6 protein-coding genes are annotated in these 13,687 nt (G+C 38.7%); all 6 read right to left on the bottom strand.

What is annotated here, in order from left to right; all coding sequences use genetic code 11:
• Positions 1-23: 23 nt before the first annotated feature.
• The 6 genes from TYM08_RS05945 to TYM08_RS05920 all read right to left on the bottom strand — a co-directional run bounded on the left by TYM08_RS05945 (position 24) and on the right by TYM08_RS05920 (position 13,583).
• Positions 24-1,715, bottom strand: coding sequence for an RluA family pseudouridine synthase (locus TYM08_RS05945; RefSeq protein ID WP_422382047.1), 1,692 nt, complete (start codon positions 1,713-1,715; stop codon positions 24-26).
• A 547-nt stretch (positions 1,716-2,262) separates the two neighbouring features.
• The gene (locus TYM08_RS05940; RefSeq protein WP_422382046.1) at positions 2,263-3,579 is read right to left on the bottom strand and encodes an IS4 family transposase; all 1,317 of its coding nucleotides are present in this window, start codon (positions 3,577-3,579) and stop codon (positions 2,263-2,265) included.
• A gap of 327 nt (positions 3,580-3,906) precedes the next feature.
• On the bottom strand, positions 3,907-5,352 hold the full coding sequence (locus TYM08_RS05935) for a DUF1501 domain-containing protein (RefSeq protein WP_422382045.1): 1,446 nt from the start codon (positions 5,350-5,352) through the stop codon (positions 3,907-3,909).
• Positions 5,353-5,356: 4 nt separating this feature from the next.
• Complete coding sequence (locus tag TYM08_RS05930; protein ID WP_422382044.1) at positions 5,357-8,917, bottom strand: discoidin domain-containing protein; 3,561 nt, start codon at positions 8,915-8,917, stop codon at positions 5,357-5,359.
• Between the two features lie 416 nt (positions 8,918-9,333).
• Positions 9,334-11,355: a discoidin domain-containing protein gene (locus TYM08_RS05925; protein ID WP_422382043.1), complete on the bottom strand. Its 2,022-nt coding sequence runs from the start codon at positions 11,353-11,355 to the stop codon at positions 9,334-9,336.
• A gap of 155 nt (positions 11,356-11,510) precedes the next feature.
• Complete coding sequence (locus TYM08_RS05920; protein ID WP_422382042.1) at positions 11,511-13,583, bottom strand: discoidin domain-containing protein; 2,073 nt, start codon at positions 13,581-13,583, stop codon at positions 11,511-11,513.
• Positions 13,584-13,687 lie beyond the last annotated feature (104 nt).

Genomic DNA, 13,687 nt, shown 5'->3' with positions numbered 1-13,687 from the left:
GAACTACTCTGATTTTTGAACAGCTAAAACTCACTCTCAATTTCAAACGTCATATTTTCTTTGGTATTAGGATGCATGAACTCCAATGTATTCGCATGTAGATGCAATCGGTTTTCAACTTTTCCATATAAATCGTCACCCACTATCGGCATATTTAAACCCAATGAATGCGCACAGTGTACTCGTAGTTGGTGGGTGCGTCCTGTAATTGGAAATAACTGTACTTTGGTTCTTACTTGTCCTGTAGTCTCAATTCTCTCTAGCACCTTCCATGATGTTTCAGATGGTTTACCATTGACTTGGCAAATTAACTGTCTAGGTCGGTCATTTAAATCACCACGTAAAGGTAAGTTAATGACACCTTGATCTTGCTTCAAGTCGCCTTCAATTAAAGCAACGTAAGATTTTTTAACACTTCGTTCTATAAATTGTTTTTGTAGTTTTTTATGGACTTTTTTGTTTAGTGCGATGACCATTAATCCAGATGTGGATTGATCGAGTCTGTGCACAATAAATGGACTCTCATTGTTTGGAAAAAGTGATTTCATTCTTGTATACACTGAATCTTGAATATTTTTACCCGGCACCGACAAAAACTCTGCGGGTTTGTTGATCACCAACAAATCTTTATCTTGGTAAATGATGACTAACTCTTTACCTTCTGCTGGATTATCTAATAATGGATTATCATCCAAAACCATCCCTTCTAGCATATGAGCTAATATTGGTTCGCACTTTCCTAAACAGGCTCCGTAAAAATTACCATGCTGTCTAATTTCTGATTTCGGTGCTTCGCCCCACCAAAACTCAGCCATGGCTATTGGCTGTAAATCCCACTGAAAGGCATATTGTAATAATTTAGGTGCAGCACAACCGCCTGCGCCCGATGGAGGTACACCTCTTGGTGTTGGGCCGAATATGTCTATTAAGTTTTTTATTTCTCCTTTACTATTTAAAAATTTAAATTGTTGAAAAATTAATTTTTGTAATGCCGATGATTTATTTTTTCGACGTTCTTTTAATTGATTTATTTCACTTGTAAGGGTATTAAGTTTTTGTTGGGTATCATCAATACTGGCTTGACAACTATTTTTTAAATCCCTTAATTGCAATTTATGTTCAACGCTATTTTTATCTAACGCTTGACTAAATTCTCTAAAATCATCAGCAGACAGTGTTTCTTTTTGAGTTAAACGTAATGCTTTTCTCGATTTTTTATCTTGAGTCATTTGTCTTTTTTTAAGTTCAATATCCTGCTCATATTTTTTGGTTTTATTGTCTAAGTCTTGCTTAAATTTAAGAAGGTCTGGATTACCTTCTAATCGTTTAATATCAGTATTTATTTGATTGATAACGGCTTGTTCGCCTGTATAAGATTTATCTTGTGTGGTGATATCCATATCAAACACAGGGGGTACGAAATTATTTAATGTCATCTCATTGGTTGTCTTACCTGAAATAGCACTGAGATATCCGATGTCGTTGTTTTTATTTTTAACCACCAACACACCAAACATTCTACCCAAGCCTCGATCACCTGTTGACCATTTTAAGTCAGTTGACAAAAAGGTTTGCAGCTCTTGCGTTGCAATTAAGCTTAATTCATTTGGCTGGTAGCAAAAAGGAAACGTAAATCTTGTAGGTATATCACAATGCGCAATTGATGTTTTAAATGCTGTAAAGCAATGTGGTTTTGTCTGGTTTGTTAGATCCATGGAATGCGTTTCTCAATTAAAAATAAATAATTCAACATTATTAATACAATCATTATCAGAATTTAAGCTATTTTAACTTTTTAATTAAATTTTTTCAGCAACTTTCATGGTGACCAATAGATCAGCGAACGTAAAATAGCAACGACAATTACATTCATATTATTTACTTTAGAAATTTTATTAGAATCAGCAGAAATCACTCCGCTCATAGGGCACTAAGTATATATGGGATTTATTTTTTTTATCTTGTGTATATTTTTCGTTATTTGGTTATTCATTATTTGATTGCACCTTCCTTTTTTACATTGCCGAAAAAGGGTTGAAAATATTACTTATCTGTTCAATTGATATAAAATCCAATACTGCGTATTCAGCCAACGCCAAACAAACCGTTGATGACAATGCAAAGAAAATCATGGTGATGAAAATAAAATGACTTGAGTCGATCTATATATTGATTAATCAATAAAGTGAGTTATTCGTCAATTCAACAAAACCACCTCTTGCAAACATCAGAATTTAGGGGTCAGGCCTGAATGGCACTGCATTAAGCTTTACCACCACGTTCACCAGTGTTTTTTCTCTTTTTAGGGGGATGCCCGTTTTTACGTACATTCTCTCTCGCCACTTCTCTTGGAACCATCAGTAAGGTGTAAGCAGACGATCGTCGTTTCTTTGCTCTAGGCTCTATTCTTCCTGGTCGATTTCCAACTCTATTTCTCGTCATTAAATATAAAAAATCAGCGACTACAGCCAATGGATTTTCAAACTTATCCAGTATTTTATTCCATATTTGAAGTGTGCATTTAAAGCTAATCGTTCTTGGTTTTATTTTATAATTAATTGAAGTTTGCATCATAAATATTCGAATAATATTATTAGCCAATAGATATATCCAAATTTCTTTTTCACACATTTCAGGCGTTTTACAACTTAATTGAGATAGTGACATAGTTGTTTTTAAATTTCTAAAATCTAATTCAATATTCCATCGTCTTTTGTATATTTCATTTACTTTTTCAGAAGGGTATTCGTTAACATCATTATACGAAGTAACTAATATTTTATACTGCTCTTTTAATTCACGAACCTTGATTGTTTTGGGTATGCCTTCATATTTTTCAGCACTCATCCACTCTGGCTTTGGAGGTTTTTTATATTCAATAATATGATCGTTTTTCCCTAGCTTTTTACCTGTTCTAAAATCAGACTTTTTACTGCGCTGACCATTTTGCTGAAATACAAAATCAATATCATTACGCTGAAAGTGTTCAATTAGCCAAAAGCTACTATACAAGGAGTCTCCAACAATTAAATCACCTGCTTGGAAGGTGTCTATTAATTTTCTTAGCATATGGTGCTCGCTTGCATCTTTACCTTTGAAAGGTGCAATTTCTGCATTTATTGCAACACCACTTTCAAGGCAAAATACACCTAATGCACGACAAATGGGAAAGCCCAAACCTTCCGCTTGTGCTTTTTGTTGTGGGTATTTAGTTTGGTTTTTTTCAGTATCAGGAAGCGAAAATGTAGTACCATCAATTAGATAAATATTTCCTCTAACATCATATTCTTTTTCTAGATTAGATTTCACTTCCATACTTGTGTGTTTGGTTAATGCTTGAATCATTTCGATAGGCAACTTTTGCCTGCTTCTGCAATAAGATCCTGTGGAGTTACTCACTTTATTAGGCAGTTTTTCTTTGTTTTCAATTATAAAATTATTTACGGCATTGGTGCAGGAACTAATTGGGCTAAATGCTTGTTTTAAGAATAGTGATAGAGTAATTGTTGGGGTGAAAATTCGTTCTCTATACTCGGGTAGGAATTGTTCAATAATAGGTTTGATAGTCGAGTCACTCATGATATCGATGAAGTTAAAATTATCAATTATTTTAAGGGGGGTTTTTAGTAGATTTAGTGTTAGAATATTTCATCAGCTAGGTCATATAGTATTGGTTTGTGGTGAATCTATTATACTATATTTCCTAGCTGTCCTTTATTTATGTATAAGCCATTAGTTGCTTAATGCAGTGCCATTCAGACCAGACCCCAGGATTGTTGCCGATGACGACACGATGTCGTTAAGTGGATCAATGCAGGGCAATTACAAGCATGTTTGTTTTAACGATTTGACACTGTCCCACAAAAAAGCCATCTAAAAAGATGGCTATTTTATTCAAAATACAATTTAAGATTTCAACGCACCATAAACGGTTTTTGCACTACTAAAACGTAAATCGATGCGTTCTTCACTCACCCCCACACTTGCCATTAATGTTCTGGCATATGCAGTTAATGTGTCGTTTGCGTCTATGTCGGTATCAACACTTTGGCCTGTTGTGGAGTTGATGCTCGATGCACGTAACAATCTTGCTCCTGAATTGACCCATGTTTCTACTGCGCCCATAACCCCCGGCTGTATGTTTGAGCCAAACATCATGTTTACACAAGCTTGGTTGTGATGATCGCGTCCGCCTCTTGAGTTTTTACCAAGTGTTCGCCCAAATATGTCGTAGGTGGCGTAGTTCACTTTGTCTTCTAATCCCATGGTTTGGATTAAGCTCCACATGGATTCTAGGTTGTTTATTTGTTCAATCGTTTGGCTGGTTTCGATTGATGAGGTTTCGTCACCATGGTTGTCTCCGCCGTATTCATATCGTATGACAATCACAGGTGATAGGTTTGATTCTACTAATGCAACGGCCGCTCGTGCTTGGTCGTTTTTGGTTTCGCCGTTGATGTCACTTAATAAGTCTCCTAAACGATCACCTAATAAACTTGCTTGCACTCTTGATGACAAATAAGTGTCTAGATATTTTTTCTGGGCGGCGGTGCCGTTTTGTTTGATGTTGTTATACACCTGATCAAGCGTCTCGTCGTACACTTGATTCATCTGTTCAATTTCGGCGGCCGCTTCATCTAAGAATAATGACTTTATATCCAGTGGGGTGTAGCGGTTTATGGGCACGCCTTCTTGGCTTAATGTTAATAGTCGTCCACCTTCGCCACTTAGGATTAATGGTGTGGTTAATACGCTGTTTAAGCTTGCGTTTTGTAAGGCTAATTCTTGCATGATGGCGGATTGTATTTGTTCGGATCCTCGACCGTCTGCACCGTAAAGTGTCCCGTTTACGTTTCTGACGCGCTGTGCTTCTGCGTGTCCATTTGCTCCAGTTCTTAAATTAAAAAACTGCATTCTATCTAACAATGTTTGTGACACATTTGACCAAATATTAGGTGCCACTACTGATTGTTCACCCATGCTGATTGTTGAAGGTGTAAAGAAGTCTGACGCGAAAATATCGTTACCGTTTATGTTGCCTAAACTTGCGACGCCAAGTCCTGCTTCATCGGCACGTTCAATCACAAAACATGGGTCGGTTGAATCTGAACTTATGCTACCCGGCGCGTATACATTTAATGGTTGTCCATCATCTGACATACCCAATATTAAACTTTTACTGTCGCCTTCGGCTGCCATCGCTGGCATGTGCCCACCTAATATAAATCCAATTGGCAAACCCGTCGCTAAGGATTTTAACGATAAACTGGCGGCGCCTTTCATGCTTCCACTTAAAAACTGACGACGATTTAATGCTTGTTTGGTCGATTTTTTCATTATTTTAGTAATCATCGTTTTATAGTCCTAAGCCAAGTAGAGAGGGAGATGAGCATGCAAAATTCCAAAGTGGTCTAAACGCTTCTGCTGTGCTTGCAGCTGCAAATCCACATTGTAAATCGTCTCCACTTAACCCTTGGTTTGCTGTCACCGGATCAAGTCCAGCGTCGAGGCAACTGGTTTGATGATTGTGAATGTCATACATTCTTCTTAGAGCGGTATAGGTTGGTTCATAATCGTTTGATGCTTGTGGTATCGCCATGATGTAAGTGATTAATTCATTAATGCTTTGGTCAACTTGGTTGGAGTTAAATACAGCATTGTATTTAGCATCGCCACCGCTTCCTGCTCCTGCTCGTACCATATACACTTCCATGGATTCACATAGCTGGTTGTAACCTGCGGATAAAAACGGATCGAAACTCACCGATTGTACAAACTCAATCGTACCGCGTGTATAGCCGTCTTCTGGTAATAAACTTGAAGCAGCAATGGAGTCTGCAGTGGAGTTACAAATGTTCGCATACGTTGAATCAGGTAAGCCTTGACTGGCGCGTACTTGGTTTAAGCGTGTCTCTAGGGTGGTACAAAAATGGTTGGTGCGATTTAATACAATGCTTGGTTGAGTCGTTGCAAAATCATCAACATAGTCGATGCCTGTAATTAAAGGCGACGACATCATTTCGATGACTAGGGTTGTTAAGTTGTAATCACTTTGTTCAAACACGCCTACTAAGCGTTTAAATTCTGATCCGCTTTCGTCGCATATTTTGGATGATGCCCAGTTACATAATTTGGCTGTCCATCCGGTAGAAAAATGGGGATGATCAAAAATCGCTTGGCCCAAATCATCAATGGTATCAAGATCCGCTTCATAGCCATGAAATGCAAATGACGCAGGCGTGTTACCAGCAGTGGGAATCGCACGAGATCTAAACACGTGATAATGGTTTTTAAAGATTTGTGTCATTGGGTCCATCATTCGATGACAGGCATAACATTCTGGGTTGTCTTCGCCTGCATGGGCGACATCTAAACCTGATAAATCACCTGATGGCGTCACGTCACCTGACTCATAACTTAAACCTAAACCGACAATCATGGCTTGGTTTGCCGTGACTCGAAATTGATTACCCACATTAGATTCCCAACTTTGGAAAAATACAGGTGTGGTAAAAAAACCAACACGTGGTGCTAATAATGCAAAGCTTCCACCAGCAGGGACTTCGCGCAGACTTTGTGCAAGGGCGGCCGATTGTTCAATGTCTGCTTTTGCCGTGCCTTGTGTAAGCGTGACGGTACGCCAATCGGCGTAATCGTCTGTCTCACCACAATCCACATCTTCATCTGTATATAAATCACCACAAAGATGCACAAATGCTCTAAAGCGTGTACCTCCTGGATTTTTGGCTTGTTCGTCGCCATAACTTAATGCCCACAATAATGCAGTGGTCACTTCCCAATCTCGTGTATTGGCAATTTGTCTGAAGTCGCCACCTTGTGACACGATTTTGTATGCAGTACGCACAAAACTTTCTTCAAAATTGGCTTTCATTTTTGTGTTGCTGATATACCCGTTGTTTTTGGCTGCCGTCACAATGGTGTCAAATTGGTTGGCGTAAACCATATCGGTGTTCACGTTTTTTTGCTGTAAAGCTAATTGTAAAAACGCTTTAAACTTTTGCTCATAAGCAGGCGTGGTCATCCAATCTTCAATGGCCGCTTTTAACTGATCTTGATTAATTTGCGTGTCCGAAATGTAAATGCTGTCCACTTCTTCAATGGTTAATGCGCCACCATGTAAAAGCTCTTTAACTTTGGTTAATGCACTTAAAGCAGGAACCGCTTCAAATATCGGTTCAGGCTCAACTATTGTCGGAGCTGCCGCAGCAATTTCATCCACCCAATTAACAAAACAAGCGAATTGATCTTCGGTTACGCCGTGATCGCTGCCTACTGGCATTTTACGAGAACACTGATCGCCAGAGTTGGGGTCCACTAATTTTAATAACAATGAATTTTCAGGGTTTTGGCTGTCTATGACTTTCTCACCAAGATCCGAACAGGCTTTGCTTATCGAATCTGCATCGGCCAAACGAAGAGCAATGCTGTCAACGGTGCCAGTTAATGAAATTTGTGCAGACTGACTTGGGCTAGATGCGTGACAGGCAGCATTGGTACAGTTTAAATCGGACTGCAACATGAGCGCTTGAATGTCTGGGCAGACGTAAGGTTCTGGGTCGACAGTGGTGTCGGTTTGAGTATCCGTTGAATCCAAAGCATTCGCACCGCTTATGTTGATTTCGTGAATGGACAACCATTTAGTCGAAGAGGTGCCAGTTTGAACGATTTTGATATATTGAGTGTTTACTTGATCAAATTCAATAACAGTCACAGCCGAGCCCACACCCGTTGCAATGGCCGTACCCCAGTTAGCACCGTCATAAGATACGTACACCTCATAACTTTGCGGGAAATCATCCACACTTGTACCCATGTCTAATTCAATTGTGCTCACAACATAAACATCTTGTAAATCAATGCTGATCCACTGACCCGGCGTTTGATATTGTTTGGATGTCCAGCGCGAAGAAATATCGCCATCAATTAATAATGCTAAATCGGCTGTGTTACTAGAGGCATCTAACAGCCAAGCGGAGTGATCGATTGGGCTAACTTCAATCGGGTCACCCGTTGTTTCTGTTTGGGTGTCTGTTTCTAGTTCTGTTTCAATGACAGTATCCGTTTGGGTGTTTGAATCGGTTTCAGTATTTGTTTCTGGATTAGGGGTCGTATTTGAGCGGTCAGTACTAAAGTGATTTTGAATATAAGCGGCAGTCGTCGCAGCGCAGCTTGATGCAATGTTTTCTACATCTAACCCACAACCATTTGTGGTATTTGAAGACATATCAGATTCGATATACAACGCAAGAACAGTTAAATCTGTGCAGTCAGTTTTAACACAGGCGTTCACTTCAATTTTATAAAGTCCATCACCTTCATCGCCATGACATAAAGTACAAGCGGCATAATCACTTTGGCCTTGTAATAAACTCACGCTGTCAGGATTAATGTCCACAGAGACAGAACTGGTTTGATTATTAAAATTCTCATTGTCTAAGCAGTTGCTTGATTGAGTATTAACAATGGCATCCCCTTCTAAATCATTATCAAACAACGTCACAATGTAGCCGCTTGGAATAGAGATGGATGAAATAGCATCGTTTCCAATAGCATTAGCAGTTAAATCACTGGTGCTCAATTTGCCTAAAGCCAATTCAACACGCTCGCCTTTATAGTCACATTCAGAGTAAATTGTGACAACTGAGTCGCTACTAGGTGACGGTGTTGCATCGGTTTGCGTTTCGGTATTTGAGTCCGTATTGGTCACGATACTTGTTTGTGTGCTTGTTTGTGCGCTTGTATCGGTAGGTGTTCCAGTACTGATATCGGTTGTACTTTGAGTTTTGCCATCTTCAATTGGATCGGCATCAATAACCGTACTAGGCTGACAAGCTGCAAGGGACAGTATCAATAAAGGAATAATAATTTTTATTGGTAGCGATAGTGTATTGATCATGTGTTTGCCTGTTTCATGTTTATGAAAAAAATGATATTTAATTACATCGATACACAACTTATTATTGTGAGGACGATTCAAAAGCCGAATGACGTTTTAAAAATAACGCTTAACACTTTGGGTGATTATTCTATAAAAAAAATTATATTTCACACGCAAACAAATCAAAACGAGAACGATTAAGCAAATTATCAAAGCCTTTAGATTCAGTCTGTGACGGGCGCACCTGTGACACCAAGTCACATTCACAATCAGAAATACACTATTTATACCGTATTATTGTATTACATCGTGTAACATTTTGATTTTAAATTTATTGGAAATAATTAAAACAATAAGGTGTATTATTTTATGAGGAACAATTTAGATTTGTTAAAACCCACTCAAAATATTTTGAGCAGGTTTTAACATTTTTTTTATAATTCTAATTCAATTAACGTCACATCATTATCACCATTATCAATCACTTCACCTGCACTGATAATTGTATTTCCACTTGTACCTTCTGCTAATACTATTGTGTATTCTGTGTAATTAGTAATTTCTGATCCATTATTTGTGACACTAATTACTCGTGTTTCTTGAGTGTCTTCTGGACCAGGTGTTCGACGCAATATAATTTTATTGTTTTCACGTTCTATATTCGCAATGTTATGCTCACCTACCGCGTTTGGTGAAGGGATAATTGTTATGTCGACTTCTTGGGTTTGCTTAAAGTTAGACACCCATAAAGCTGGGCCGTATGTAAAGTTTGCAGATGATGAAGTGACCACGCCATTTCTGCTCATTTGGAAATTGCTTAGTCGGTTATCAATACCTGCTGAATTGGTGACGGTTGCAACACTTGCGTTATACAAACGAATTCCGCCACGCATACCTTTAACAACTGAATTTTCAACAATCACACTGCCTGCATCTGGGTAGGTTCGAATACCGTCTTCAGATAATGATTCTGCATCGTTTGCAGGAATAGGATTGCCGTCGCTATCAAGATAGTTATTGGTTTCCATTAACCCGCCGCGCTCTGCTAGTAAGTCATTGGTATGACGTATTAAACCTTCTACATGGGTGTTACGAATAATTGTATTATCTGAAATTACCCCTTCGCCAGGTCCAATATAAATACCGTGACCAAACGCTTCCATGTAAAGCTCTATGCCGTCCAAAATTGTATTGGCGCTGTTAATTTGTATGCCAGCACGTTTGTCTAAGCCAAAACTATTGCCTCCACCAATGCCAAAATAACTGCCATAACCGTAAGGAAACGATCCTCTAACAATCATTTTTGTTTCTAAGACGGTCGTGTCATCACCTGCTATTACCATGTGGGGTTTGCCACCTTGAGCAAGATTATCTCGGTCTTTGTTGTAGCTTACAAAATCGGTTACTTCTAACAACCCACTGTCATAGGTATTTTCTAATGTACCACCTATTAATGTATTGCCTGTTCCTGAAAAATAAAAATGCGCCACGCTGGCATTGATGCTGACAGGAAATTCAATGTAAGAGCCCGTAATGTTAATGGTGTTATTGCTACCTGACACAAGAAAATGTCGCTCGCCATCCGCTAATTCTTCAATGGAATAAATATCAGGTCGAAGCACAATATTTTGATCATTTAACGTTACCGCTTCGCGTAATTCTTGTAAGTTTGCCACTGTCCAGTCGGGTAAGGTGTCACTTTGATTAGCCACTGAAATTTCATGGATAGACCACCAGCTGTTTGCGTCGCTTCCGGTTTGTTCAATTTTAATATATTGAGTGTTGATGTCATCAAAAGTGAGGGTGGTGAAGTCAGTTGTGCCCACCCCTGTTGTGATGGTGGTGTTCCAAGTGATGCCGTCAGTTGAAGTTAATACGTTGTATCCGCGAGGATAATCTTCACTGCTGATTACATAAGAAAGAGTGAGGGTGTTGATGGTGTAATAGTCACCTAAATCAATGCTTAGCCATTGAGTGTCATTTTGTACTTCGCCTGTTGTCCATCTTGTGCCTGCACTTTTATCTACTGCTAATGATAAATCGTCAGTATTGTGGGACGCATCTAAAATCCAATTTGTTCGATCTAATTGACCATCGACAATAATTGGGTCGGTCGCTGTGTCTGTTTGAGTTTGCGTATCTGTTTGAGTGATAGTTTCAGTGACTGTCTCTGTTATTGTTTCAGTAACCGTTTCTGAGTCGGTCATTGTTTGAGTTTGAGTTTGAGTTTGAGTTTGAGTTTGAGTTTGAGTTTGAGTTTGAGTTTCTGATGATGTATCCGTTTGTGTGGCTGTCTCACTTTGCGTCATTGTCAAAGTTTGTGTACTTAATTCAGAATCTGTTTGACTCTCGTTATTAGAATTGTCGTTTTTAGTTGGTGTATCGTCATTTAGACCTTGACAGCCATTAATAGCAATTACCAACAAGGTTAAATTTAATGAGGTTATGAGTTTCATCGTTGCGCTCCATTTAGCGTGAAATAATTTAAGTGTTTTTAATTTTTTTTAATTTTTTTTAATTTTTTTAAAATATTAAAACGGGATTTTTTGAAAAACATTTAAAATTTGTTAGAACCCAATCAAAATAATTTGAGCAGGTTTTATCATTTTTTTTATAATTCAAGTTCAACTAACGTCACATCATTATCACCATTATCAATTACGTCACCCGCACTAATAATTGTATTACCGCTAGTGCCTTCTTCTAAAATAATCGTGTATTCGGTTTCGTTTGTGATGGTTGAGTTATTTCCTGAAACCCTAATGACTCGAGTTTCGTCACTGTCGATTGGGCCGTCTGCACGATGGAACACAATAGTATGACTGTCATGTAATATATTCATAATGTCATGAGCACCTACTGCATCAGGTGAAGGTAATAAGGTTAATTCTAAATTTTGCCCACTTCGATTTGCACCCGCAAAATCATGTAATGGACCATTTGAGAAGTTACCACTTGAGTTAATCACATTTGCATTTCTTGGAAGATTGTAATTAGATAATCCACAATCAATGGCACTTGAATCGGTAATGGTTACCTCAGTTGCTAACCACAATCTGAAACCACCACGCATTTTTTTAACGACTGTATTTTCTACGACGACACTTCCGCCGCCTGAGTAAACTCGAATGCCATCTTCAGATAAAGAGTGCATTTCATCTACAGGAATTGGATTGCCGTCATTGTCTAAATAACCATTTCGATAAGGTAAACTGTCGGTTGACGTTTCAGCTAACATGTCGTTGGTTTCACGAACAGCGCCTTCAACTAAAGTATTTCTGATTGTCGTGTTATCAGCTGGGGATTGCATAAAGATGCCATGACAAAATGATCGCTGTTGTAATACAGCATGATCAATCGTTGTGCCCACACCAGTAACCACAATTCCGCAACGCTTACTTAAACCAAATGTGTTGCCAGCACCAATACCAAATGTACTGCCATAGCCATAAGGGAATGAACCACGCACCGTTAAGTGAATGCCATCAATTAAATTAGCGTCGCCTCGTATTGCCATAACTGGATCGCCTCTCAATCCATAAGATAATGAACCATCAATGTTATAGCCTACAAAATCAGTGATTTCTTGATCTTCTCTTGCGTAGGTGTCTTCAAATGTGCCACCAAGAAGTGTGTTGTTTGAGCCTTCCATTACTAAATAATTTTCACGCGCTGTACTGCCAACTGGCACATCAACATAGACATCCACTAAATCAATGGTGTTGTTGGAACCTGAAAATAATAAGTTTCTTGAGCCTTCTGGTAGGTCTGCAATTGAATAGTTACCAGAGCGCATAATGATGGTTTGATTATCTTGGGTAATGGCATCACGAAGCTCGCTTAACGTTTGAACTGTCCAATCAGCTTTGGTATCAATTTGATTGATCACATCAATTTCATGGATTGACCACCAGCTGTTTTCATCGCTGCCTGTTTGGTCAATTTTAATATATTGAGTATCAGTGTCTTCAAAATTAATGGTTGTCACACCGCTTGTGCCAACGCCAGTTGCAATGGTTGTGTCCCAATTTATTCCATCAACAGAAGTGAGTACGATATAACCACGCGGGTAATCTTCGCTACTTTCTGTGTGAGATAGTTTGATGGTGTTGATGGTGTAATAGTCGCCTAAATCAATGCTTAGCCATTGCGCATCCGCTTGTAATTCTTTGGTTGTCCATCTTGTGCTGGCAACGCTGTCTACTGAAAGTAATAAGTCTGCTGTATTGTGCGAGGCATCTAACACCCAAGCTTGGCGATCTAATTGCCCTGAAATTACGATAGGATCGGCAGGAGTTTCGACGTCGACGTCGGTTTCGGTTTCGGTTTCGGTTTCGGTTTGAGTTTCTGTAACCGTTTGCGTTTCAGATTCGGTTTCAGTTTGAGATTCTGTTTCTGTAATCGTTTGTGTTTCAGTTTCAGTTTCAGTTTCAGATTCGGTTTCAGTTTGAGTCACTGTTTCGGTTTGCGTTTCAGATTCAGTTACAGTTTGAGTCACTGTTTCGGTTTCTGTTTCAGATTCAGTTACAGTTTGAGTCACTGTTTCGGTTTCTGTAGGTGTTTGTGTTTCGAAACGGGTGTCTGTTTGAGTTTGACTCTCTTCAGGAGCATCATCTTTTTCTACTTGACAACCATTTATGGCAATGGCCAATAACGTTAAGTTTAATGTAGTGATAAATTTCATATAAGTCAGCCCAGTTTTAAGTTTTAAGTTTTAATAGATTTAAATATTAAATATTAAGGATACATAAATCTTTTATAAAAACTTAAACTGAGAAGGGTTTAACA

It is taken from the genome of Marinicellulosiphila megalodicopiae, from assembly GCF_045862395.1.
GTDB classification, from domain to species: Bacteria; Pseudomonadota; Gammaproteobacteria; order Pseudomonadales; family Natronospirillaceae; genus Marinicellulosiphila; species Marinicellulosiphila megalodicopiae.
Note: the sequence above shows the minus strand (reverse complement) of the source record. Positions and strands in the feature narration are given on the sequence as shown.

Excerpts from the sequence above, each read along its gene's own strand:
- TYM08_RS05945 (WP_422382047.1), bottom strand. The coding sequence starts at position 1,715 with ATGGATCTAACAAACCAGACAAAACCACATTGCTTTACAGCATTTAAA.
- TYM08_RS05925 (WP_422382043.1), bottom strand. The coding sequence starts at position 11,355 with ATGAAACTCATAACCTCATTAAATTTAACCTTGTTGGTAATTGCTATT.
- TYM08_RS05920 (WP_422382042.1), bottom strand. The coding sequence starts at position 13,583 with ATGAAATTTATCACTACATTAAACTTAACGTTATTGGCCATTGCCATA.
- TYM08_RS05930 (WP_422382044.1), bottom strand. The coding sequence starts at position 8,917 with ATGATCAATACACTATCGCTACCAATAAAAATTATTATTCCTTTATTG.
- TYM08_RS05940 (WP_422382046.1), bottom strand. The coding sequence starts at position 3,579 with ATGAGTGACTCGACTATCAAACCTATTATTGAACAATTCCTACCCGAG.
- TYM08_RS05935 (WP_422382045.1), bottom strand. The coding sequence starts at position 5,352 with ATGATTACTAAAATAATGAAAAAATCGACCAAACAAGCATTAAATCGT.